The sequence below is a fragment of the Oceanospirillum beijerinckii DSM 7166 genome (assembly GCF_000422425.1).
GTDB classification, from domain to species: domain Bacteria; phylum Pseudomonadota; class Gammaproteobacteria; order Pseudomonadales; family Halomonadaceae; genus Oceanospirillum; species Oceanospirillum beijerinckii.
Map to the genome: position 1 here is coordinate 124,337 of NZ_KE383829.1, position 22,107 is coordinate 146,443.

At 48.3% G+C, this 22,107-nt stretch carries 25 protein-coding genes; 11 read left to right on the forward strand and 14 right to left on the reverse strand.

Going from position 1 to position 22,107, the window contains the following annotated elements; genetic code table 11:
* The first annotated feature begins 4 nt into the window (after nt 1-4).
* Nucleotides 5-1,444, forward strand: a complete 1,440-nt coding sequence (gene tldD, locus H579_RS0120460; protein WP_036567033.1) for a metalloprotease TldD — start codon at nt 5-7, stop codon at nt 1,442-1,444.
* 117 nt (nt 1,445-1,561) lie between these two features.
* Here tldD and yjgA read toward each other — a convergent pair whose 3' ends face one another.
* Nucleotides 1,562-2,077 carry a ribosome biogenesis factor YjgA gene (yjgA, locus tag H579_RS0120465; protein ID WP_028302191.1) on the reverse strand — a complete coding sequence of 172 codons (516 nt, stop codon included), beginning with the start codon at nt 2,075-2,077 and terminating at the stop codon, nt 1,562-1,564.
* A 91-nt stretch (nt 2,078-2,168) separates the two neighbouring features.
* Here yjgA and pmbA point away from each other — a divergent pair, with 91 nt between their 5' ends.
* The gene (gene pmbA / locus H579_RS0120470; RefSeq protein ID WP_028302192.1) at nt 2,169-3,551 is read left to right on the forward strand and encodes a metalloprotease PmbA; all 1,383 of its coding nucleotides are present in this window, start codon (nt 2,169-2,171) and stop codon (nt 3,549-3,551) included.
* 133 nt (nt 3,552-3,684) lie between these two features.
* On the opposite strand, the gene mgtE is transcribed toward pmbA, so the two are convergent.
* The 12 genes from mgtE to H579_RS0120530 all read right to left on the reverse strand — a co-directional run bounded on the left by mgtE (nt 3,685) and on the right by H579_RS0120530 (nt 13,414).
* A complete protein-coding gene (mgtE, locus tag H579_RS0120475; protein ID WP_028302193.1) occupies nt 3,685-5,040 on the reverse strand; it encodes a magnesium transporter in 1,356 nt (451 codons plus the stop codon).
* Between the two features lie 147 nt (nt 5,041-5,187).
* Nucleotides 5,188-5,466, reverse strand: a complete 279-nt coding sequence (locus H579_RS0120480) for an HPr family phosphocarrier protein (protein WP_028302194.1) — start codon at nt 5,464-5,466, stop codon at nt 5,188-5,190.
* Between the two features lie 3 nt (nt 5,467-5,469).
* Nucleotides 5,470-6,330, reverse strand: a complete 861-nt coding sequence (gene rapZ / locus H579_RS0120485; protein WP_028302195.1) for an RNase adapter RapZ — start codon at nt 6,328-6,330, stop codon at nt 5,470-5,472.
* A 39-nt stretch (nt 6,331-6,369) separates the two neighbouring features.
* Nucleotides 6,370-6,816, reverse strand: coding sequence for a PTS IIA-like nitrogen regulatory protein PtsN (gene ptsN, locus H579_RS0120490; RefSeq protein ID WP_028302196.1), 447 nt, complete (start codon nt 6,814-6,816; stop codon nt 6,370-6,372).
* A gap of 20 nt (nt 6,817-6,836) precedes the next feature.
* Nucleotides 6,837-7,145, reverse strand: a complete 309-nt coding sequence (hpf, locus tag H579_RS0120495; protein ID WP_028302197.1) for a ribosome hibernation-promoting factor, HPF/YfiA family — start codon at nt 7,143-7,145, stop codon at nt 6,837-6,839.
* A gap of 84 nt (nt 7,146-7,229) precedes the next feature.
* Nucleotides 7,230-8,762, reverse strand: a complete 1,533-nt coding sequence (locus H579_RS0120500) for an RNA polymerase factor sigma-54 (protein WP_028302198.1) — start codon at nt 8,760-8,762, stop codon at nt 7,230-7,232.
* 26 nt (nt 8,763-8,788) lie between these two features.
* Nucleotides 8,789-9,514 carry an LPS export ABC transporter ATP-binding protein gene (gene lptB / locus H579_RS0120505; protein WP_028302199.1) on the reverse strand — a complete coding sequence of 242 codons (726 nt, stop codon included), beginning with the start codon at nt 9,512-9,514 and terminating at the stop codon, nt 8,789-8,791.
* The gene (gene lptA, locus H579_RS0120510) at nt 9,511-10,083 is read right to left on the reverse strand and encodes a lipopolysaccharide transport periplasmic protein LptA (protein WP_028302200.1); all 573 of its coding nucleotides are present in this window, start codon (nt 10,081-10,083) and stop codon (nt 9,511-9,513) included. Before lptA ends, lptB begins: the two co-directional genes overlap by 4 nt.
* Complete coding sequence (lptC, locus tag H579_RS0120515) at nt 10,073-10,675, reverse strand: LPS export ABC transporter periplasmic protein LptC (protein WP_028302201.1); 603 nt, start codon at nt 10,673-10,675, stop codon at nt 10,073-10,075. Before lptC ends, lptA begins: the two co-directional genes overlap by 11 nt.
* A gap of 105 nt (nt 10,676-10,780) precedes the next feature.
* Nucleotides 10,781-11,320, reverse strand: coding sequence for a KdsC family phosphatase (locus tag H579_RS0120520; RefSeq protein ID WP_028302202.1), 540 nt, complete (start codon nt 11,318-11,320; stop codon nt 10,781-10,783).
* Between the two features lie 164 nt (nt 11,321-11,484).
* Entirely contained in the window at nt 11,485-12,450 is a 966-nt protein-coding gene (locus H579_RS0120525) for a KpsF/GutQ family sugar-phosphate isomerase (RefSeq protein WP_028302203.1), read from the reverse strand.
* A 13-nt stretch (nt 12,451-12,463) separates the two neighbouring features.
* Entirely contained in the window at nt 12,464-13,414 is a 951-nt protein-coding gene (locus tag H579_RS0120530; protein WP_342662806.1) for a calcium/sodium antiporter, read from the reverse strand.
* Between the two features lie 352 nt (nt 13,415-13,766).
* Between H579_RS0120530 and H579_RS0120535 the strand changes: the two genes are divergently transcribed.
* The 9 genes from H579_RS0120535 (at nt 13,767) to hisD (ending at nt 20,745) form a co-directional block, all read left to right on the forward strand.
* On the forward strand, nt 13,767-14,573 hold the full coding sequence (locus H579_RS0120535) for an ATP-binding cassette domain-containing protein (RefSeq protein WP_028302205.1): 807 nt from the start codon (nt 13,767-13,769) through the stop codon (nt 14,571-14,573).
* Nucleotides 14,573-15,355, forward strand: a complete 783-nt coding sequence (gene mlaE / locus H579_RS0120540; RefSeq protein WP_028302206.1) for a lipid asymmetry maintenance ABC transporter permease subunit MlaE — start codon at nt 14,573-14,575, stop codon at nt 15,353-15,355. The genes H579_RS0120535 and mlaE overlap by 1 nt, the downstream gene beginning before the upstream one ends.
* A complete protein-coding gene (gene mlaD / locus H579_RS0120545; RefSeq protein WP_028302207.1) occupies nt 15,355-15,822 on the forward strand; it encodes an outer membrane lipid asymmetry maintenance protein MlaD in 468 nt (155 codons plus the stop codon). The genes mlaE and mlaD overlap by 1 nt, the downstream gene beginning before the upstream one ends.
* A gap of 116 nt (nt 15,823-15,938) precedes the next feature.
* Nucleotides 15,939-16,625, forward strand: coding sequence for an MlaC/ttg2D family ABC transporter substrate-binding protein (locus H579_RS26890; protein WP_051228107.1), 687 nt, complete (start codon nt 15,939-15,941; stop codon nt 16,623-16,625).
* A complete protein-coding gene (locus H579_RS0120555) occupies nt 16,625-16,942 on the forward strand; it encodes an STAS domain-containing protein (protein ID WP_028302208.1) in 318 nt (105 codons plus the stop codon). The genes H579_RS26890 and H579_RS0120555 overlap by 1 nt, the downstream gene beginning before the upstream one ends.
* 167 nt (nt 16,943-17,109) lie before the next feature.
* Entirely contained in the window at nt 17,110-17,367 is a 258-nt protein-coding gene (locus H579_RS0120560) for a BolA family protein (protein ID WP_028302209.1), read from the forward strand.
* Between the two features lie 29 nt (nt 17,368-17,396).
* A complete protein-coding gene (murA, locus tag H579_RS0120565; RefSeq protein WP_028302210.1) occupies nt 17,397-18,659 on the forward strand; it encodes a UDP-N-acetylglucosamine 1-carboxyvinyltransferase in 1,263 nt (420 codons plus the stop codon).
* A gap of 17 nt (nt 18,660-18,676) precedes the next feature.
* Nucleotides 18,677-19,330, forward strand: a complete 654-nt coding sequence (gene hisG / locus H579_RS0120570; protein ID WP_028302211.1) for an ATP phosphoribosyltransferase — start codon at nt 18,677-18,679, stop codon at nt 19,328-19,330.
* A 104-nt stretch (nt 19,331-19,434) separates the two neighbouring features.
* Nucleotides 19,435-20,745 carry a histidinol dehydrogenase gene (gene hisD / locus H579_RS0120575; protein ID WP_028302212.1) on the forward strand — a complete coding sequence of 437 codons (1,311 nt, stop codon included), beginning with the start codon at nt 19,435-19,437 and terminating at the stop codon, nt 20,743-20,745.
* 154 nt (nt 20,746-20,899) lie between these two features.
* Here hisD and H579_RS0120580 read toward each other — a convergent pair whose 3' ends face one another.
* The gene (locus H579_RS0120580; protein ID WP_028302213.1) at nt 20,900-22,066 is read right to left on the reverse strand and encodes a Do family serine endopeptidase; all 1,167 of its coding nucleotides are present in this window, start codon (nt 22,064-22,066) and stop codon (nt 20,900-20,902) included.
* Nucleotides 22,067-22,107: the final 41 nt, after the last annotated feature.

Sequence of the window (22,107 nt, forward strand, 5' to 3'; positions counted from 1 at the left end):
GAGAATGATTATGATAGAACAGGTTTCCCAGGAGCTCTTGTTACCCGGCGACCTTGGCCTTGAGCAAATGAATCACTTTTTAGCCAAGGCGATGGGGCCAGGAATTGATTTTGCAGACCTTTATTTTCAGCAATCCATGCATGAAAGCTGGGTGTTGGAAGAGGGGATTGTTAAAGATGCGGCCTATAGTGCGGATCGAGGGGTAGGCGTACGTTCAATCTCAGGAGAAAAAAACGGTTTTTCCTACAGTGGTGATATCTCTGCTCTAGCCATTGAGCAAGCCGCTATGGCAGCACGCAGTATTGTACGTCAGGGGCAGAAGAAAAGTGTACAGGCGCTGCAGTCTGTGCCTTTCGAGCCGTTGTATCAGGCTGATAATCCCATTATGGCACTATCAGCAGATGAAAAACTGGCTATTTTGCAACAGGCTGATGAGATCGCCCGTGCTGCTGACTCAAGAGTTAAAGAGGTGACAGCATCACTGTCGGCTAATTTTGAGCAGGTTATGGTTGTTGCCAGCGATGGTACTCTGGCGGCAGATATTCGCCCTCTGGTACGGGTCAATGTCAGCGTTATTGCTGAGCATAATGGACGTCGTGAGCGAGGATCAGCCGGTGCCGGTGGCCGTTACTCTCTGAAAGCCCTGCTGGACAAGTCATTGTCTGAATCTGTGGCGAAAGAAGCGGTGCGTCAGGCATTGGTGAACCTGGAAGCGGTTGAAGCCCCGGCGGGTAATATGCCCGTTGTATTGGGGGCAGGTTGGCCTGGTGTGCTCCTGCACGAAGCGGTGGGGCATGGCCTGGAAGGTGACTTTAACCGTAAGGGCAGTTCGGCGTTCTCCGGCCGTATTGGTGAACAGGTCGCCTCCTCTCTCTGTACCATTGTGGATGATGGTACTTTGGCAGATCGCCGTGGTTCCTTATCTGTGGATGATGAAGGTACGCCGACACAGAATACTACGCTGATCGAAAACGGTAAGCTGGTTGGTTATATGCAGGATAAGATGAATGCCCGACTGATGGGGCATGAGCTGACCGGTAATGGGCGGCGTGAATCCTTTGCTCATCTGCCAATGCCGCGCATGACCAATACCTATATGCTGCCAGGTGAGCATGATCCGGAAGAGCTGATTGCCAGTGTGAAAAATGGCATCTATGCCGTTAACTTTGGCGGTGGTCAGGTCGATATTACCTCAGGTAAGTTTGTCTTTTCTGCTAATGAAGCTTATCTGATTGAAAACGGTAAGATTACTGCTCCGGTAAAAGGTGCCACCCTGATTGGTAATGGTCCAGAAGCGATGCAGAAGGTGTCTATGGTCGGTAATGATCTGAAACTGGATGATGGTGTAGGGGTCTGTGGTAAAGATGGCCAGAGTGTACCGGTCGGTGTTGGCCAGCCCTCATTAAAGCTGGACGAATTGACCGTAGGTGGTACGGGCTCGTGATTTTCGCCCGTGAATGCAGTAACCGGTGTGGCCATAACGGCCTGCCGGTCTCTGCATCCCTGATGCGTCAAATGCCAACTTTAGCTAAGGGCGATGGTTGGCAAAAGCGGCGTCTAGCTACATGTCGTAGATCTCACGCAGCTTGCGGAAAATCTTGCGGGCAGCGGCCGGTGGTTTCCCCTGACTTTGCTCTTTTTGCGCAGTACGGATCAGTTGACGCATGGTCTGACGATCCGTATCCGGTTGTTCAGCGACCAGGTCATTCAGTGCACTATCACCCTCCGCAACCAAGCGATCGCGCCAATGCTCCAACTTGTGGAACTGGCGGTTATAGGCGTCACTGGTGGTATCAAATAGTGCTAGCTTTTCAGCCACCGCATCATTATCTTCATTACGCATCAGCTTGCCCACATATTGAAGGTGGCGGCGCTTGGCTTCGTTTGAGCGGATGCGATGATACTCATCAATGGCGCGATACATGTCGTCGGAGAGTTGTAATTTCTGTTGCTGATCTTTATTCAGTTCCAGAATCTTTTTCCCCATCTCCTGAAGGGCATGCATCTCCCGTTTTATCTGGGTCTTACTGGGTCCGTAATCAAATTCCTCGGACTCGTCATATACGTCTTCGCTCATATCATCCACTTGTGCAGTTATCAAACGGGTTAAGTTTAACACATTTGTATGATCTGACCGAGATAACAGAAATAACGATTAGGTAGCCTCTATGTCTCAGCAAACATCACAGCCAACGCCACAGCAGGTTTCGCAACAATACAGTGAACAGATGAGTGCTTGGAGCCGTCAGTTGCCAAGTTGTGCTCAGCATGTTCTGGAAGAAGCGCGTGCTAAAGGGGCCACCTCTGCAGAGGTCTCTGTTTCCGGTAGCCGCGGTTTATCCGTCAATGCTCGTTTGGGCGAAGTAGAAACTGTTGAGTTTAATCAGGATCAAAGTGTATCTCTGACCGTATACCGTGGTCAGAAAAAAGGCCATGTTTCGGTTACGGATCTGACCGAATCTGCATTGAGCAATGCCGTTGATATGGCGCTGGCGTTTGCGAATCATACTGCAGAGGATGAGTTTGCTGGTTTGGCTGATGCTGAACTGATGGCTAAGGATTGGCAGGACCCTCAGCTTTATTACCACGCTGAACTGGAAGTGGATGACCTGGTGACTCGGGCATTGACCTGTGAAGCCGCTGGTCGTAAAGATGAGCGTATCAGTAATTCCGATGGTGCCAGCGTTTATGCCGGTGAGCGCTGTGCAATCTATGCTAATAGTCATGGTTTTATTGGCCAGTTATCGGGTACCAGTTATTCGGCCAGTTGCGTATTGATTGCGGGTCAAGGTGATCAGATGCAGCGGGACTATTGGTATGACAGTCAGCGTCAGTGGGGCTTATTGCAGGACGCTCAACAGATTGGAGCCAAAGCAGCTGAGCGCACTCTGTCACGTTTAAACCCGCAGAAGCTGTCGACGCAAAAGGTGCCAGTAGTATTTGCAGCAGAGATTGCTGCCAGTTTAGTTGGGCACCTGTTGGGCGGTATCAGTGGCGGTAGCCTGTACCGTAATGCCTCTTTTCTGAAAGACCGTTTAGGTGAACAGATTTTTCCGGACTTTGTTTCTATTGCAGAGCAGCCCCATATAGCAGGTGGTGTTTCCAGTAGTCCATTCGACCGTGAAGGTGTCGCCACCCGTGATAATGTCTTTGTGCAGGATGGTATTTTAAGTCGTTATATGCTGGGTAGCTATTCTGCTCGTAAGCTGGGTCTGGAAACTACTGCCAATGCCGGTGGAGCCCGGAATGTGTCTATCACTTCTACAGGTGAAGACCTGGCAGGTATTTTGGCTAAAATGGGTACGGGTTTACTGGTAACGGAACTGATGGGGCAGGGCCTGAATATGGTAACCGGTGACTATTCCCGTGGTGCGGCGGGTTTCTGGGTGGAGAATGGCGTGATTCAATATCCAGTGCATGAAATCACTGTGGCGGGAAACCTGAATGAGATGTTTAAGCAAATTCTGGCAGTCGGAAGAGATGTGGATACTCGAGGCAATATCCAGACGGGCTCTATCCTGATTGAACAGATGACTGTAGCCGGTGCTTAGATAGACATCTTTCAGCCAGTAGGTTTAACCGGTTGAAAAAAATTAGCCCCGATTTGAAGAGTCGGGGCTTTTTATGTCACAGAGAAAGCATGTTCTACAGTGAAAGCTGTAAAAAGCAGATTGGTAGAATAGTCTACAGATAAAACACGGTGGCCAGCCCCAGGAAGGCCATAAAGCCGATTACGTCGGTGACCGTTGTTAGGAGAACACTGCCTGCCAGTGCCGGGTCAATCTTCATCCATTTTAGTATCAAGGGCAGTGTTGCACCGGCCAGCACAGCGACAATCAGATTAATCACAATTGCTGCACCGATAATAAAGCCCAATGTCAGATCGTTAAACCAGAGTACTGCAACTCCTGCGACCACCAAGGCCCATAAACTCCCATTAATAACCCCGACAATCAGCTCCCGGTTTAATAACCAAGGGGTATTACTCGACGAGATATGGCCTAGTGCCATACCCCGAATCACAACGGTTAAGGTCTGACTACCCGCGATACCTCCCATGCTGGCGACAATTGGCATCAGTACAGCCAGGGCGACAACTTTCTCAATGGTCGCATCAAAGATACCGATTACAGCTGAGGCTAGAAAAGCGGTTAGCAGGTTAATCCCCAGCCAGACAGCACGACGCTTTGCCGTGATCAGCACTGGAGAGAGGGTATCTTCATCTTCATCAAGACCCGCCATGCTCATCAGGGAGTGGTCAGCATCTTCCCGGATTACGTCTACTACGTCATCAATGGTGATACGGCCAAGCAGGTTGTCTTCTTCATCCACTACAGGAGCAGAGATTAGGTCAAACTTTTCAAACAGGGTAGCAACTTCACTGTCAGGCATATCGGCTTTGATAACAATGCAGTCAGTGTCCATCACTTCCCGTACCGTGATATTGGGGTCGGCTACCAGTAGGGTGGTAATTGGTAATACGCCAATAAAATGGTCTTTACGGCTTACAACCAGCAGAGAGTCCGTTGAGTTGGGTAAGCTTTGGTGGCGACGCAGATAACGCAATACCACATCCAGAGTGATATCCGGGCGGATAGTAATGGTATCTGTGTTCATCAGGCCGCCTGCAGTATCCTCTGGGTAGGATAATACAGCTTCTACTCTCTGCCGGTCCTGTGCGTCCATGGAGACCAGAACTTCACGGGTAACTGTATCAGGCAGCTGCTGTAGCAGGTCAGCAATATCATCGATTTCCAGGCCTTCTGTGGCATTGAGTACTTCTTCTGCATTCATGCGTTTCAGAAAAAGAGACTGGATATCATCGCTGAGGTGTTGAAGAACATCACCCTGTAGCTCAGGGTCAATCATGCGCCAAAGCAAATCACGCTCTTTCGGGGGCGTGGATTCAAGCAGATGAGCGACATCTTGTGCGGGCAAGCCACGATTAAGCATGCGTCGAACCTGGGCAAAGGCACCTGAGTCCATCGCATTATTTAGACGGGAAAGTATTGGTTGTGTATCTTGATTATCGCTGGCCATAATTCACATCGCTCAAGGGTGATCAGTGGCGTATGTTGCGATAATAACTGGATTTTTTCTTAAATGGCAGTGTTAAGAAGATTTTACAGCTAATAAATTCTACATAGGTAACTGAGTGATAATGTTCAGGGTGGTGGACGGATGCGGCTAGCTTTCATCACCAAACCCGCTTGCGAACAAGGTTTGAATCGCTTCGGCTACGTCCGCTTCGTTAGCACCGTTTACTTCGAACTCTAATATAGTACCTTTGGGACTGCTCATCATCATCAAAGCCATCATATTACGACAGTCAGCCTTTTTGCCTTTGTCCCGATCATGCAAGATGACATCAATTGATTGAAAACTGGATACTAGTTCAACCAGTTTGGAGGCCGGTCTTAGATGAAAGCCTTTGCTGTTGCATACGGTGACAGTAAAACTCAGCATCGATTAATCCTTATTAGCCAGCCTTAAATCCCTATGCCTTACCAGGGTTTGTGGATACTGTTGTTGAAAGCGAGCAGCCAACTGTTCTGCAGTATAAACAGATCTGTGCTGACCGCCAGTACAGCCTATGCCTATAGTGATGTAATTACGGCCACTGGCAATAATACTGGGTAACCACTTATCAAGAAAACCTGAAATATCAGATAGCATGGCTCGGACGCTAAAGTCTTGCTCCAGAAACTCGATAACAGGTTGGTCTTGACCTGTATATTGGCGTAACTGAACCTCCCAGTAGGGGTTAGGCAGGCAGCGTACGTCAAATATAAAATCACAGTCTTTAGGCGCACCCCGTTTAAAGCCAAAGGACTGGAACTGAATCGCTACGGCTTGTTGGCTGTTTTCCTGTAACTGTTGCTTGATAACATCTCTGAGATCATAAATGTTCAGGTTGCTGGTATCAATTCTCAGGTCAGCCTGTTCAGCGATGCTTTCCAGCAGATGAGCTTCCTGTTCGATGGCTTCTACCAGGGAGGTTTGCTTGGAGGAGAGAGGGTGTTTTCGACGTGTAGCATTAAAACGTTCAATCAGCGTGGCATCATCTGAATCCAGATAGATGATACTGGCGCTGACACCATCATCCCTAAGTTTGTCAAAGTGGGGCTGAATACCTTCAGGGTCAGTCACAATATTACGTGCATCAATGCTGACAGCAACACGATTATTGCTATTAGGAAGGTGGTGAGGTAATTCACTGAGCAGGCCGATAGGAAGATTATCGATGGCAAAAAAACCCAAATCCTCTAGGACATGTAGGGCTACGCTTTTACCGGCCCCTGATCGGCCGCTGATAATCACCAGTTTCATGATGAAGGTTCCATTTACTGCCTGAGTTCAGATGAGATATTAACCCATCCAGAGTTGATACAACTCATCGGAATTTGGTGCAGTACGCAATGTACGGCAGAAATCTGGGTCTGAGAACTTTTCAGCCAGAGATGAGAGCAGTTGCAGATGTTCATCAGTGGCCTCTTCCGGCACCAGCAGCACAAACAGCATGTCTACAGGTTTACCATCAATGGCGTCAAAGTCGATTTTGTCCTTCAGTCGGATAAAGGTGCCTACACTTTCAGTACAATTACTGATTCTGCAATGGGGCACGGCTATACCTTCGCCAATACCAGTACTTCCCAAGCGTTCGCGCGCGATCAGTTTATCAAAAACTTCGGTGCTTTCGAGAGTGGGTATCTGTTGGCTGATAAATTTGCTGAAGAATTCGAGAAGTCTTTTTTTACTGCCCCCTGGAACTCCATCCAGAGTTCGCAGGGGGGTAAGAACAGAATTGAGTGACATGTGATATCAATTAGGTTCGCTTAGCGTGCCGCAGCGCCTTGTTTACGGGCCTGGGCTTTTTCTTTGTGTTTAATAAGCTGACGATCGATTTTATCGGTTAACGCACCGATTGACGCATACATGTCTTCATCTTCTGCGGTTGCGTGCAGATCAGCTCCGGCAACATGCAGTGTGGCTTCTGCAATTTGGCGTTCCTTCTCTACTTTCAGGGTAACCTGAACATTGGTAATACCATCAACGTGACGTTCTAAGCGGGTTACCTTATTTGATACATAGTCACGCAGTGCATCGGTAAGCTCTAGATGTTGACCAGTAATATTTAATTGCATAACGAGCTCCTTACTTTTTAGCGGTCTGCAAACTGATTGTATCGCTTTTCCTGTATTTGCAAACCTTTTTTTTGTAAAGGGATTTTAAATCAACTTCTTACGTTCGTTCGAAGGTGGAATATTCATAGCTTCACGGTACTTGGCTACGGTCCGTCTTGCAACCTTAATACCTTGCTCAGCCAACATATTTGCCAATTTACTGTCGCTCAGAGGTTTTCGGGGCGGTTCTTCCGCAATCATCTTCTTAATCATAGCTCGGATTGCAGTAGAAGATGCTTCACCGCCTGAGGTTGTGCCCACATGGCTGGAGAAGAAGTACTTCAGCTCAAAAATACCCCGCGGAGTATGAATGTATTTCTGTGTTGTTACACGGGAGATGGTGGACTCATGCATGCCAATGGCTTCGGCAATATCGTGCAATACCATGGGCTTCATGCCCTCTTCGCCCATCTCAAGAAAACCCTGTTGGCGCTTTACAATCTCTAATCCTACCTTCAGAAGGGTTTCATTACGACTGTGTAAGCTTTTTAAAAACCAGCGTGCTTCCTGAAGCTGATTTTTCATAAAGGTGTTGTCAGGGCTGTTGTCGGCCCGCTTAATCAGACCTGAATATGCGTTGTGAATACGGATCTTAGGCGCAATGTCGGGATTTAAATCAACTTTCCAGTGATCTTCTTCTCTGGTGACAAACAGGTCCGGTGTCACGTATTCCGCGTGTTCTGTGGAGATGCTGGAGCCTGGTTTAGGGTTCAGAGTTCGGATAAGGGCGATAATCTCCTGTAACTCACTCTCTTTGACTCTCAGCTTACGCATCAGTTGGGTAAAATCTCGACTGCCGAGCATATCCAGGAAGTAACTGATCAGCTTGCGGGTTTTTTCCAGTAGGAAGGGGCTCGTTTCGATGGTTTCCAGCTGAATCAATAAGCAGTCCTGAAGATTGCGGGCTGCACAGCCAATAGGATCCAGATGTTGAACATAACCCAGAACCGCCTCGACATCTTCCAGCTCCAGCTCAAAAGCACAGTTCTGGAATTGCTCACGATCTTTCAGGCCTTCCATAATATCTTCAATGCTGGAGGACAGGTAGCCATCGGGGTCGATACTATCGATAATGGCTTCTGCTATCACAACATCCTGCAGTGGCAAGCCGGATAAGTTCAGCTGCCAGGACAGATGGTCCTGAAGGGTTTCTGTGACGGTGCCCCGTTGTTCCAGATAATTGTTTTCATCATCAGAGATGCTGCCGGAAGAGATTGGCAGGCTTTCCTGGTAGACCTCATCCCAGCCACTATCGACAGGCAGATCTTCCGGGATGGAGTCCTGCCAGTTGTCTTCAGCGCTGGTGCTGTATTGATCCGAGTCCAGATCAGTGTCTGTGGAGTCTGATGCGGTAGCAGTTTCACCTTCCGCTTCCTGAGTCTCATTACTGGCTGCGCCTTCTGCTTCAGGAGCAGAATTAAACTCATCCTCCACTTCCAGCATGGGATTGGATTCCAGAGCTTCCTGAATCTCCTGTTGCAGATCCAGCGTCGACAACTGCAGCAAGCGAATGGCTTGTTGCAGCTGGGGCGTCATGGTCAGATTCTGACCGATTTTGAGCTGTAATGCCGGCTTCATAGGTTACGGCTTATTCCTGAGTGTTGTTATAGCTTGAATTCTTGACCCAGGTAAACGTCTTTTACCTGCTGGTTACTCATGATATCAGCGGCATTGCCTTCGGCAATGATATGTCCTTCACTGACGATATAGGCTTTTTCACAGATATCCAAGGTTTCACGCACGTTATGGTCGGTAATTAATACACCGATATTACGCGCTTTTAACTGTCGAATAATAGATTTAATTTCATTTACCGAAATAGGGTCAACCCCTGCAAAAGGCTCATCCAGTAAGACGAAAGAGGGTTCAGTGGCTAAAGCACGGGCAATTTCCACCCTGCGTCGCTCACCACCGGATAGACTCATACCCAGGCTTTTACGGATATGGGTGATACTGAACTCTTCCAGTAAACGTTCCAGGTGTCCTTGACGTTGCTGATTATTAAGATCTTTGCGGGTTTCAAGAATACCGAGAATATTTTTCTCAACCGATAGTTTTCGGAAAATAGACGCTTCCTGAGGTAGATAGCCTACGCCTTTTTTGGCCCGTCCATGCATCGGAAGAGCTGTGATATCTTCGTCATCAATGCTGACGGCTCCCTGATCTGATTTTACCAAGCCAACAATCATATAAAACGAGGTGGTTTTACCTGCACCATTGGGTCCAAGCAGGCCGACAACCTGTCCCTGCCCAACAGACAGGCTTATATCCTGTACCACCTGACGTTTCTTATAGCTTTTGGCTAAGTGAGCGGCTTTGAGCGTTCTCATTGACTCTGTTCCTGTTTTTTACTGTTCTGTGGAAACAGAATGATTTTCACTCGGCCTTCATCGGCATCGGGGTTGTTCTCTACATTACTCTTTTTACCCCAGGCGCGAATATTACGGTTTTGCAGGCTGTAGCGAATATTTTCACCCGTAAAACGGTCACTGCCATTTTCGACCTCAGCGCTGTCGGTCAGCAGAATTTCCTGTTCAAGAGCAAAATATTCTACGTGCATGGCATAAGCGTGCACTAAAGGGTCTTGCTCATTGGGTTGTTGCTGAATGTGTACTCGCTGCTCTTTTCCTTGTGCCACGACTTTATCAAGCTCGCCACTATCCGTTTGATAGATAGTCAGCTGATGGGCAGCCACTTTCAATGACCCCTGGGTTAATACGACGGTACCGGTATAGGTAGCAATACCTGTATTGGGGTTAAACTCGGCTTGATCTGCCTGGATATTAATGGGTTGTTGTCTGTCGCTACCCAGAGCGAGAGCCGACAAAGACAAGAAAGGGGAGGTCAGCAGTATCAACCAGGTGGCTATTGTAGAAAAGAAATGGATATTACTGCGCATAAAATCCCCGAACGTTATCAAGTAGTTGAACTCGGTGAGTGTTTAAATTGACTTTGAGACCTACTGCTTCCATGTGGCCGTTATCAGATTCCAGAGTAATTGGGCTCTGGGTGTAGGCAATATTTTGCAGTAAATCGATATTAATCAGATCAGTCAAAAGCTTTAAGCTGGCATTTTCTATATTTTTTTGATCTTGCTTCAAATCTGCCTTCCAGACTATAACATTTTGATTTAATTGAAAATGATCTCCATCGCCTTCAATAAATGCCTGTTGGCTTTGGGCATGCCATTGAGCTTGACCCTGAGGGGTATAGGTGATCAGCAGCGGGACTTCAAGGTGTGTTTGTGCGCTATCAGGAAAATGCAGTAAACGCTCGGCCTGGATGGAGCGATGTAAGGTGCCTTGGTCGTCATAGCTGCGGTATTTGCTATTCACCGCATAGTAATCAGGCTCGGAAGGTTTGTCCGGCACATCAGAAAACAGGTCGATATCTTCCGGACGTTGGCTGTCCAGTAAATGAATGACGGCTCCCAGCACGGCGAGGCCGGCTAAACCAAGAAAGCGTTTTTTTAATCGGGAGCCAAATAACATAGTGGATAGTCGTCCGATGAAAAGTGATATCTGCTTGGCTTATTTAAAATGAGTCATCCTAAAATAGCCAGTAGATGAGTCATTTTGCAGTCTTCTGCTAGGCGGTCAGTGAGCCAATAGATAGTGATCAATGGCATCCTGAAGGGTGCTCTGCGCCTGCATAATCATATCAGTGATTTCACGCACGGCACCTTGGCCGCCTGCCCGTTGACAGCAGTAATCTGCATGCTGCTGCATATATTCCGGTGCATTAGGTACGGTAATCCCCAGCCCTGACGTTCTAATTGCAGAAAGATCAGGCAGATCATCACCGCAATAAGCGATCTGGCTCCATTCCAGTTGCAGCTCCTGCCGGATCTCTTTCAAGGCAACCAGTTTATCTTCACGGCCTTGCTGCAGAATTTCAATGCCCAGTGCTTTAGCTCGTTGTGCCACCATGGTAGAGCGTCGACCAGTAATGATTGCGACTTTAACACCGCTGGCCTGCAGCATTTTGATGCCATGGCCGTCCAGGCTGTTGAATGATTTACTTTCGCTGCCATCACCATGGAAGTAAAGGCTGCCATCAGTCATCACTCCGTCTACATCTAAAACCAACAGGCGAATCAGGCGGGCTTTATTTAATGTATCGTCGGAAAATGTCATGTTTGTCCCCCTAAAGTAAATCGTTCAACTAAAACAATTGCTTGCTTTTAAAATAATGGCGTTTAAATCATAGCCTTTGCGCTTAAAGCGCCTGCTAAAACAATATCTGCCCTAACACAGTCGAGTTTCTCTCTGGCAGTCGAGTTTATCTCTGGTTAGTCGTTTTAGATAACTCCGGCTCTTAGCAGGTCGTGCATATTCAATGCGCCAGTGGGTTGTTGATTCTGGTCGGTCACCAGTAATGCGTTGACTTTCTTCTGCTGCATCACTTCAACGGCTTCAGCAGCCAGTTGCTCCTCGTGTACCGTTACAGGGTTTACTGTCATCACATCATTTACGATAGCTTGATGGATATCCAGCCCCTGATCCAGAGTGCGGCGCAGGTCTCCGTCAGTATATATACCGATTAACTGGCCTGCTTCATTGATAACACCTGTCATGCCCAGGCCTTTTTGGGTGATTTCGAGCAACACCTCTTGCAAGCCTGAACCGCTTTTGACCAGCGGCAGACGGGCGCCGGAGTGCATCACATCGCTGACTTTAAGCAGTAGTCTGCGCCCCAGGCTGCCACCGGGATGAGAAAAGGCAAAGTCTTCAGCACTAAAGCCTTTAGCTTCCAGCAGTGCAATGGCGAGGGCATCACCCATAACCAATGTTGCTGTAGTACTGGAGGTTGGTGCCAGATCTAAAGGGCAGGCCTCCTGTTGAATATCGATCCACAAATGAGCGTTGGAAAAACGGGCCAGTGTAGAATCTTTAGCGCCAGTCATGCTAATAAGAGGTACGGCCAGTCGCTTTAGCAGAGGGAGCAGCGTGGTAACTTCTGAGGTTTCACCAGAATTAGATAGAGCCAGTACCGCGTCACCCCGGGTGATCATGCCCAGATCACCATGGCTAGCTTCACCAGGATGAACAAAAAATGCTGGAGTACCTGTTGAGGCCAGTGTTGCGGCGATTTTATTGCCAATATGACCTGATTTTCCCATGCCTGTTACTACGACACGGCCCTGGCAGTTCATTATAAGCTCGCAGGCCGTGATAAAGTTATCATCCAGATGCTGAGCCTGTTGGCTAACCGCATCCGCCTCCATCCGAATGGTTCTGTTAGCCGATTGAAGATAGTTATGCATAAAAACTCCGCATTTAAGCTAGGGCTGACAGATAAATCAGGTATAGATAACCCACATAAATGGCTGCAAGCAAGCCGCCTTCACCGCGACTGATACGGCCTTTTTTGCGCATCAGAATAATCAGTGCTGCCAGTAGGAAGGTTATGCCTGCCATAATCGGATAGTCACGACTCATAACATCACCTTCCAACACTGTAGTCGCAAAGAAACCTGGTACGGGAAGTACGGCCAACAGGTTGAAAATATTGGAACCGACAACGTTACCCAGAGCAATCTCGTGGTGGTTTTTAAGGGCGCTGGCTACACTGGCGGCCAGCTCTGGCAAGCTGGTGCCGATTGCAACAATAGTTAAGCCGATGACCAGGTCACTCACGCCAAAGTGTTGTGCAATATTCACTGCTCCCCACACCAGAATTCGTGAGCTGGCGATCAGCAGCAGCAGGCCTACTACAAGCCAGAACCAGGCTTTTTTGCTGTCCATCTGAGGGATATCTTCAGGGTGATCGAATTCGCCCTCGCCATCCCCTTTAAATAGCCATAACAGACTCAGTACTAAACAGCCGACCAGGATAAAAGCATCCATCAGGCTTAGCTCACCATCCAGCATGACTGCTCCGGCGATCAGAGTGACGCCAAGTAGTAGCGGAATCTCTTTTTTCATCAGCTTCATGTTGATCGGCAGAGGAGCTACCAAAGCAGTAATACCCAATACAAGCGCAATATTGGCAATGTTGGAACCGATAGCGTTACCAACCGCAAGTCCAGGGTTGCCTTCAAGAGATGCAATACCTGACACTAGAATCTCGGGTGCGGAGGTTCCAATAGAAATAATGGTCATACCGATTAGCAAAGGGGACATGCCCATGTTGCGGGCAGTTGCAGCGGCGCCATCGATAAAGCGATCAGCGCTCCAAACCAAGAGGCCTAAACCAAAAACAAGAGCTAGGGCAGAGTAGAGAATCATATTGGGCTTTTCTGTCAGTCAAAGTTGGTGGGCAATTAAAGAAGCATCCAGTGTGGAATGCAAGTCTGAGATACTATTTATTAGGAAAGGTTTCCTAATTAACACCAAAAGAAAAGTATTTCGTAATTTTCTGCACTATTTCTTTCTGCACTAAGTAAGATCACAAACGAATTCACTCGAAAGTAAAGCGGCTGCTTTGTGATGACCTGTTTTGGGTTGTTGGGTTAACCGGTTATTTACCCCTTGGCCAATACCATGATTAAAAAAGTGAGGCTGCATTTTGCCTGTGACTGGGTTAAAGTTGCGCTCTTATACCTCGTCCCGTTTTGGATACTAAAGGTCTATCAAATTTATGCCTTATGCAGACAGTCTGGTTGAAATCTCCAACCTGACTTTTAAACGCGACCATCGCGCCATCTTTTCTGATCTTAGTTTGAAAATTCCAAAAGGTAAGATTACGGCAATTATGGGGCCCAGTGGTACAGGGAAGACAACTTTGTTGCGTTTGATCGGTGGGCAGCTCAAGCCCGATGCCGGTCGAATTCTGGTGGATGGCCAAAGTGTACCGAATATCAGTCGGAAAGATCTATTTGCGCTGCGTAAGCGTATGGGCATGCTGTTTCAGAGTGGTGCACTCTTTTCTGAATTGAGTGTCTATGAAAATGTTGCCTTTCCTATTCGGGTTCATACCGACTTGCCGGAAGATATGATTCGGGATCTGGTGTTGATTAAGCTGGAATCAGTGGGGCTGCGTGGTGCACGTGATCTTATGCCGTCTGAACTGTCAGGTGGTATGAGCCGCAGGGTTGCTTTGGCCCGGGCGATTGCTTTGGACCCGGAGTTGATGATGTACGACGAGCCTTTCGTTGGACAGGATCCCATTACGCTGGGCGTGCTGGTGAAGCTGATTCGTCAGTTAAATGATTCCTTGCAGATGACGACAGTGCTGGTGTCCCATGATATCGACGAAAGCCTGAGTATTGCCGACCATGTCTGTGTTTTATCCGGTGGTAAGGTGGTTGCTGAAGGTTCACCAGATGAGGTTTTGCAAAGTGAGCAGGCCGAGGTGCGACAGTTTATTCAGGGGCTGCCGGACGGTCCTGTGCCTTTCCGTTATCCTACCGGGGATTTCGCTCAGGATATGTTGGGATGTAACTAATGGTGGCTCAATTACAACAGATCGGTAAGCGTGTACTGGACATAGTGGCAGGCTTGGGGCGCTCGGCCCAATTGTTAATCGCTGCTTTGCTTGGTATCAGTTATGTCCTGAAAAACTTTCGCTTACTGGTTAAGCAAGTCTATGTGACCGGTGTACTGTCTATCGCAATTATCAGTGTATCGGGACTGTTCATTGGTATGGTGCTGGGGCTGCAGGGGTACTCTATCCTGGTCGACTTTGGTGCTGAAGATGCCTTAGGGCAGATGGTGGCGCTGACATTGCTGAGGGAGTTAAGCCCTGTGGTGGCTGCTCTTTTATTTGCCGGACGGGCGGGCTCTGCTCTAACGGCAGAGATAGGGTTGATGAAAGCCACTGAACAGCTGGCAAGTATGGAGATGATAGGTGTTGATCCCGTGAAGAGGGTAATAGCACCTCGCCTGTATGCAGGGATTATTTCCTTGCCGCTATTATGCATTATTTTTAGTGTTATTGGCGTTTGGGGCGGTATGTTAGTCGGTGTTGAATGGTTAGGGGTTTTTGATGGCTCCTACTGGGGTAATATGCAGGCATCCGTCAATTTTGGTCATGATGTACTGAATGGTGTTGTTAAAAGCATCGTCTTTGCAATTGTAGTGACGTGGATCGCTGTATTTCAGGGATATGATCTGGTACCGACGTCTGAAGGGATTAGCCGGGCAACCACAAAAACCGTGGTGCATGGTTCTTTGGCAGTACTTGGGCTGGACTTTGTTTTGACCGCTTTGATGTTTGGGGATTTTTAATGATGACAACACGTTGGATCGAAGTCAGCGTTGGTGCGTTTGTTGTAGCTGCAGGTTTGGCATTTCTGGTGTTGGCGCTGAAAGTCAGTGGTTTGGACTACAATACAGATGAAAAGAGTACATATACGGTTTATGCCCATTTTAACAATGTGGGAGGGCTTAAACCCAGAGCCAAAGTTACCATGGCTGGTGTCACTATTGGTCGAGTGGCCAGTATTGAAATTGACTCCAAATGGTATGATGCCAAAGTAACATTGAAGATTGATAATAGTATGAAAGGCAAGCTGTCAGAAGATACCTCAGCAATGATTTTGACGTCTGGTTTGTTGGGGGAGAACTATATTGGTCTGATTGTTGGTGCGGAAGAGAATATGATCCAGGATGGCGGTGAAATTAAGGATACTCAGCCAGCTCTGGTGCTGGAAGATCTGATAGGTAAGTTTCTATCCAGTATGGGGAAAGAGTGATTGGGTTTGGTTGTGCAGTGTTGAAAGCTGATGGCTGTACGTGGTAGTGGGTGTTGCACAGCTTCTGTTGCAGGTCTCTTGTAGAAGTAGAATTGAATAACAATGGGTAGTGGGATATGCATAAAATAACCGGATTACGTATCTATTGGGTTTTTATTGTTAGTGTTCTATTGATGATGGGGCTGTCTGTGAATAGTGTTCAGGCTGCACAGCAGACTCCTAAAGAAGTTATCACGCAAACGGCCAACGAGCTGTTAGGCATTATTGAAGAAGCCAGAGGTTACTATGATCAGGAACCAGAGCGTTTTTACAATAAGGTTGAAGCGATCCTCACTCCTGCCGTGGATATGCGTCGCTTCTCTGCCGGAGTGATGGCCAAGTACTATCGAGGAGCATCAAAAGCGCAACGTCAGCGTTTTATGGATGTATTTCAAGATAGTATGATACGCACCTATGCTAAGGGATTGCTGGCATTCTCCAATGAAGAAATCCGGGTGTTGGATCCAAAGGGGCCTTCACGGGATCCAGATCGTGACAGCGTCGAAATGGAGGTGATCTCTGTTGATGGTACTGTTTATCCCATTATTTATTCCATGCGAAAGGGTAGCGATGACCGCTGGCGTATCACCAATGTTACTGTCAATGGCATAAACCTGGGTCTGACCTTCCGTAATCAGTTTGACAGTGCGATGCAGGCCCATAATCGAGATGTGGATTACGTGATAGATAACTGGCTGAAGAGTGATGCGGCTTCGGTAATCAGTGATGGCTCTGGAGAAAAAGGCTCTGGAGAAAAAGAGTAATGGCAGTCGTTGAAGTCGCTCCGGGAGAACTGAAAGTATCTGGTGCCTTGACTTTTGCGACAGTGCTGGAAGTAAGGAAGCAGGGTGAAACGCTGATTGCCAAAGGTCCGGATGTTATCAGCATTGACTTTTCTGATGTGACGCAATCGGGCAGTCCGGCCGTTTCTCTTATGATGTGTTGGCTAAGAGTGGCAAATGAATCAAAGCGTCGAATCAGCTATACCGGAGTGCCTGATCTTCTTCAGGGCATTATTGATGTGTCAGGTTTAGGCGAATCGTTATCCCTGATAAGCAGTCAGTCTAAGCCGGCTAAATAAGCCTGGTTTAATACGTTTGTCACGGATTAGATAGCTAAGACGTTAAACAGACAAATCTTCATGATTATGAAGGTTCTGTATTAGAAATGAATTTGAGCAAAAATCGCCTTTTGGCTGCATTTCTAATAATATTGCAGCAAAAGTAGAATCAGTTTTCGGAGATAAAGATGCAAGCCAGTGAATTGCAAAAGATTTTAGAAGATGCAATGACAGATTGTCAGGTCATTGTTCAGGGTGACGACGGTCGTCATTTTGAAGTGATTGCCATTGGTGAAGTGTTTGCTTCTTTAAAGCCAGTTCAAAAACAGCAATATGTGTATGCGGGAATTAACGATCTGATTTCTTCCGGTGTCGTACATGCCGTACAGATCCGTACCTATACTCCAGAACAGTGGAAAGACGCTGAACAACTTCGTGTGGGTTAAGCAGTTAACATTACAGTTACGGATCTCTAATGGATAAATTAATAATTTCCGGATATCAGCCGTTATCGGGTGATATTCGTATTTCGGGCGCAAAAAACTCTGCTTTGCCGATTCTGGCTGCCACGCTGTTAGCAGAAGGCCCGGTTACTATAGGTAATCTGCCTCATCTGCACGATATCACCACTATGATTGAGCTGCTCAGCGGTATGGGTATTGAGCCTGTTATCGATGAGAAAATGCGTATAGAGGCTGATGCCCGCTCGATTCGTAATTGTCACGCGCCATACGATTTGGTGCGCACCATGCGTGCTTCTATTCTGGTTCTGGGTCCTCTGTTGGCGCACTTTGGTGAGGCGGAAGTGTCTCTTCCGGGTGGTTGTGCCATTGGTAGTCGCCCGGTGGATCTGCATATTCGTGGCCTGGAAGCTATGGGGGCAGATATCAAGGTTGAAGATGGCTATATCAAAGCTAAGGTAAATGGCCGCTTAAAAGGCGCCAATATCCTGTTTGATACGGTAACCGTAACAGGCACGGAAAATATCCTGATGGCTGCTTGTCTGGCCGATGGTAAAACCGTGATTGAAAATGCGGCCCGTGAGCCTGAAGTGACCGATCTGGCGGAATGTTTGATCGCCATGGGTGCGAATATTACTGGGCATGGTACCGACACTATCATCGTTGAAGGTGTTGAAAAGCTGCACGGTTGTGAATACAACGTGGTGGCAGATCGTATTGAAACCGGAACCTATCTGGTAGCTGCAGCTGCGACCCGTGGTCGTATTCTGGTCAAAGACACCCGGGCAGATATTCAGGATGCTGTGCTGCTGAAGCTGGAAGAAGCCGGTGCTCATATCGAAACGGGGTCTGATTGGATTCGCCTGGATATGAAGGGTAATCGTCCAAAAGCAGTGAATATTCGTACCGCACCTTACCCGGCGTTTCCAACGGATATGCAGGCCCAGTTTGTGGCGATGAATGCTGTAGCGGAGGGGGCTTCCACTATTACCGAAACCATCTTTGAAAACCGTTATATGCACGTCCAGGAGATGTTGCGTATGGGGGCCAAAATCGATGTTCAGGGTAATACCGCCATTATCAATGGTGTGGAACGGCTAAAAGCTGCTCCCGTTATGGCAACAGATCTACGCGCGTCGGCCAGTCTGGTTATTGCGGGTCTGGTCGCTGAAGGTGATACCGTGGTAGATCGTATCTATCACATCGACCGGGGTTACGAGTGCATTGAAGAAAAGATGCAACTTTTAGGTGCTAAGATTCGCCGTGTCCCCCGTTAAAAGGTTTTATAATTATTATGTCTCAAGAGCTGATTATCGCACTATCCAAAGGACGTATTCTGGACGAGACCCTGCCGCTGTTTGAGCAGGCGGGGATCTATCCGTTAGAGGATGTGCGTAAGAGTCGTAAGCTGATTTTTGATACCAATATTGAAAACGTTAAGCTGATCATTATCCGTGCAGTGGATGTACCCACTTATGTGGAGTTGGGTGCAGCCGATATGGGGGTTGCGGGTAAGGATGTGTTGCTGGAGCATGGCGCTAAAGGTGTCTATGAGCCACTGGATCTGAAAATTGCCAAGTGCCGTCTGATGACGGCAGGTATGAAGAATCAGGCGCGTCCGCAAGGTCGTATTCGTGTGGCGACCAAGTTTGTTAATGTGGCCAAACGCTACTACGCCGAACAGGGTATTCAGGTTGACCTGATTAAGCTGTATGGTGGTATGGAGCTGGCACCGATTATGGATCTGGCAGACGAAATCGTTGATATCGTAGATACGGGCAATACCTTGAAGGCTAACGGCCTGGAAGCCCGTGAACATATCGATGCCAATATCAGTACCCGTCTGGTGGTAAGCCAGGGTGCGATGAAGATGAAGCATCGTCTGATTCAACCAATTATTGATCAGCTGGCTGCGGCTGTGGATGCTGCGGATAACGCAGCTGAATAATAAATATACCCTATCTGCCGATAATTCATTGCGCTGGTCCTACCCTGACCTGCATGCAAAGGGTTGTCGGCTTGTTCGTTAAATTGCTAACAACGGAAATTCCTATGTCTTCACCTGTACAAGTGACTCGACTCTCCAGTAGTCAGGCTGACTTTAAACAGCAGCTGGACCAGCTATTAGCTTGGGAAGCTGTTTCTGATACTGCGGTTAACCAGGCGGTTAACGATATTCTGCATCAGGTGAAGACTCGTGGTGATCATGCGGTAATTGAATTTACTAATCGTTTTGATCGTATGGGTGTGTCCGATTTCTCTTCGTTGGAGATGTCGCAGGAGCGTTTGCAGCGGGCTCTCGATGGTTTGCCGCAAACTCAGCGTGATGCGCTGGAGCTGGCTGCAGAGCGTGTGCGTCGTTACCACGAAAAACAGCTTCAATCTTCCTGGAGCTACACCGAAGACGACGGTACCTTGTTGGGGCAACAGGTTACGCCGATGGATCGTGTCGGTGTTTACGTGCCAGGTGGAAAAGCGGCGTATCCATCTTCTGTGCTGATGAATGCGATTCCAGCCAAAGTGGCCGGTGTCGACGAGATCATCATGGTAGTGCCAACACCGGGTGGCGAAGTGAATGAGCTGGTACTGGCTGCCGCCTGTATTGCGGGTGTGGATCGTGTATTTACCATTGGTGGTGCTCAGGCGGTTGCGGCACTGGCTTACGGTACTGAAACCGTACCTCAGGTGGATAAGATTGTAGGGCCGGGTAATATCTATGTAGCCACGGCCAAGCGTGCGGTATTTGGCACGGTAGGTATCGATATGATTGCCGGCCCGTCAGAAATTCTGGTGGTGTGTGATGGCAAGACCGATCCTGACTGGATTGCTATGGATCTGTTTTCCCAGGCAGAGCATGATGAAGATGCGCAACCAATTTTGGTGGCTTGGGATGAGGCCTTTATCGATCAGGTGGAAGCCAGTATTCAAAAGCTGTTGCCGACAATGGAGCGTGAACCGATTATCCGTGCTTCCATGCGTGACCGTGCAGCACTGATCCTGGCAAAAGATCTGGATGATGCCATTGCGATTACCAATCGTGTTGCACCGGAGCACCTGGAGTTATCCATTGAAGACCCGATGGACGTTGTTGAGCAAATACGTCATGCCGGCGCCATCTTTATGGGACGTTACACGGCTGAAGCGTTGGGCGATTACTGTGCGGGGCCTAACCACGTACTGCCAACTTCAGGTACGGCACGTTTCTCATCACCGTTGGGTGTGTATGATTTCCAGAAGCGCTCATCGCTGATTATGTGCTCGGCGGCTGGTGCATCTGAGCTGGGCAAGAGTGCGTCTGTTCTGGCTCGTGGTGAGAGTCTGACCGCTCACGCCCGTTCTGCGGAATACCGTATCAAGGATTAATACGGCAGTAGCCTGAGGTGCGTATCAGTAGCAGGGCTTAATATCATAAAAAAATCCCCGTAAGCTTGGCTTATGGGGATTTTTTTATGGTTATGATTTGAGTGTTGTTTAGGTGGATAGCGATCGGCTATAGGGGCTTTGTCCGGCTTGTTGGTCATTGAGCTTGTTGCGGCACAGGTCGACGGCCCACTTCTGCCGTTAGCTTAAGCAGTTTTCCACGACGGAAAACCGTCAGAGGGATATTTTGACCTGGGCGCTTTTGCGCGATTTGATTCATTGCCGTGCGGCCACTTATCACAGCTTTGCCTTCGACCTCTGTGACAATATCACCTGGTTGCAGGCCTGCTAAATGGGCAGGGCCATTGCGTAACAGGCCTGCAATTAAGATCCCCTGATTACCGTTAAAGCCGAACGAGCGGGCCAGTTGTGGTGTCAGCTCCTGTACTTCAACGCCGAGCCAGCCGCGAACTACGCTACCTTCGCGCACGATATCCACCATGATCTTGCGTGCCAGATTCGATGGAATTGCAAAGCCGATGCCCTGAGAACCGCCGCTCTTACTAAAAATCGCGGTGTTAATGCCAACCAGTTCCCCCCGTGGATTGACCAGCGCACCACCGGAGTTGCCGGGGTTGATGGCGGCATCCGTTTGAATAAAATCTTCAAAGGTGTTGATGCCCAGCTGGTCGCGGCCTGTGGCGCTGACAATGCCCATGGTCACGGTTTGTCCGACGCCAAAAGGGTTGCCTATAGCCAGTACCACATCACCCACTTCGATAATATCGGAGGGTGCAATAGTGATAACCGGTAGCTGATTCAGCTGAATGCGTAATACGGCCAGGTCTGTTTCGGGGTCAGTGCCGACAACCTGAGCGATGGTCTCACGACCGTCTTTCAGTGCGACTTTGATCTCATCGGCGCCTTCAATGACGTGATTGTTGGTCAGTACATAGCCATCTGCACTGATAATCACGCCTGAGCCCAAACTAGACTGCATACGTTGTTGCCTGGGAGCGCCGTTATAACCAAAAAACTGTCTGAATGCAGGGTCATTGAGTAAAGGGTGTCTTCTTTGCTCAATGATCTTGCTTGTATAGATGTTGACGACTGCAGGAGCAGCCTGTTTAACGGCATCCGAATAACTATAAGGACCGCTTAAGCGAGGCGTGGTGTTCGCCTGAGCTGCTTCAATAAACACCGGTGTGTTATAGGTGGTTGCTCCACTGTTTTGACTGTTTAACAGCGTCTGCTGGTTGATATACAGCCCAGCAATGGCACCGATCATGACTGGCCAAGATAAATAACGTATGAGTTTTTTCATAGGAGGTCCTGGTCGCCGGAGATTGTTCAACGAAATATGGT

Excerpts from the sequence above, each read along its gene's own strand:
- tldD (WP_036567033.1), top strand. The coding sequence starts at position 5 with ATGATTATGATAGAACAGGTTTCCCAGGAGCTCTTGTTACCCGGCGAC.
- yjgA (WP_028302191.1), bottom strand. The coding sequence starts at position 2,077 with ATGAGCGAAGACGTATATGACGAGTCCGAGGAATTTGATTACGGACCC.
- pmbA (WP_028302192.1), top strand. The coding sequence starts at position 2,169 with ATGTCTCAGCAAACATCACAGCCAACGCCACAGCAGGTTTCGCAACAA.
- mgtE (WP_028302193.1), bottom strand. The coding sequence starts at position 5,040 with ATGGCCAGCGATAATCAAGATACACAACCAATACTTTCCCGTCTAAAT.
- H579_RS0120480 (WP_028302194.1), bottom strand. The coding sequence starts at position 5,466 with ATGCTGAGTTTTACTGTCACCGTATGCAACAGCAAAGGCTTTCATCTA.
- rapZ (WP_028302195.1), bottom strand. The coding sequence starts at position 6,330 with ATGAAACTGGTGATTATCAGCGGCCGATCAGGGGCCGGTAAAAGCGTA.
- ptsN (WP_028302196.1), bottom strand. The coding sequence starts at position 6,816 with ATGTCACTCAATTCTGTTCTTACCCCCCTGCGAACTCTGGATGGAGTT.
- hpf (WP_028302197.1), bottom strand. The coding sequence starts at position 7,145 with ATGCAATTAAATATTACTGGTCAACATCTAGAGCTTACCGATGCACTG.
- H579_RS0120500 (WP_028302198.1), bottom strand. The coding sequence starts at position 8,762 with ATGAAGCCGGCATTACAGCTCAAAATCGGTCAGAATCTGACCATGACG.
- lptB (WP_028302199.1), bottom strand. The coding sequence starts at position 9,514 with ATGAGAACGCTCAAAGCCGCTCACTTAGCCAAAAGCTATAAGAAACGT.
- lptA (WP_028302200.1), bottom strand. The coding sequence starts at position 10,083 with ATGCGCAGTAATATCCATTTCTTTTCTACAATAGCCACCTGGTTGATA.
- lptC (WP_028302201.1), bottom strand. The coding sequence starts at position 10,675 with ATGTTATTTGGCTCCCGATTAAAAAAACGCTTTCTTGGTTTAGCCGGC.
- H579_RS0120520 (WP_028302202.1), bottom strand. The coding sequence starts at position 11,320 with ATGACATTTTCCGACGATACATTAAATAAAGCCCGCCTGATTCGCCTG.
- H579_RS0120525 (WP_028302203.1), bottom strand. The coding sequence starts at position 12,450 with ATGCATAACTATCTTCAATCGGCTAACAGAACCATTCGGATGGAGGCG.
- H579_RS0120530 (WP_342662806.1), bottom strand. The coding sequence starts at position 13,414 with ATGATTCTCTACTCTGCCCTAGCTCTTGTTTTTGGTTTAGGCCTCTTG.
- H579_RS0120535 (WP_028302205.1), top strand. The coding sequence starts at position 13,767 with ATGCCTTATGCAGACAGTCTGGTTGAAATCTCCAACCTGACTTTTAAA.
- mlaE (WP_028302206.1), top strand. The coding sequence starts at position 14,573 with ATGGTGGCTCAATTACAACAGATCGGTAAGCGTGTACTGGACATAGTG.
- mlaD (WP_028302207.1), top strand. The coding sequence starts at position 15,355 with ATGATGACAACACGTTGGATCGAAGTCAGCGTTGGTGCGTTTGTTGTA.
- H579_RS26890 (WP_051228107.1), top strand. The coding sequence starts at position 15,939 with ATGCATAAAATAACCGGATTACGTATCTATTGGGTTTTTATTGTTAGT.
- H579_RS0120555 (WP_028302208.1), top strand. The coding sequence starts at position 16,625 with ATGGCAGTCGTTGAAGTCGCTCCGGGAGAACTGAAAGTATCTGGTGCC.
- H579_RS0120560 (WP_028302209.1), top strand. The coding sequence starts at position 17,110 with ATGCAAGCCAGTGAATTGCAAAAGATTTTAGAAGATGCAATGACAGAT.
- murA (WP_028302210.1), top strand. The coding sequence starts at position 17,397 with ATGGATAAATTAATAATTTCCGGATATCAGCCGTTATCGGGTGATATT.
- hisG (WP_028302211.1), top strand. The coding sequence starts at position 18,677 with ATGTCTCAAGAGCTGATTATCGCACTATCCAAAGGACGTATTCTGGAC.
- hisD (WP_028302212.1), top strand. The coding sequence starts at position 19,435 with ATGTCTTCACCTGTACAAGTGACTCGACTCTCCAGTAGTCAGGCTGAC.
- H579_RS0120580 (WP_028302213.1), bottom strand. The coding sequence starts at position 22,066 with ATGAAAAAACTCATACGTTATTTATCTTGGCCAGTCATGATCGGTGCC.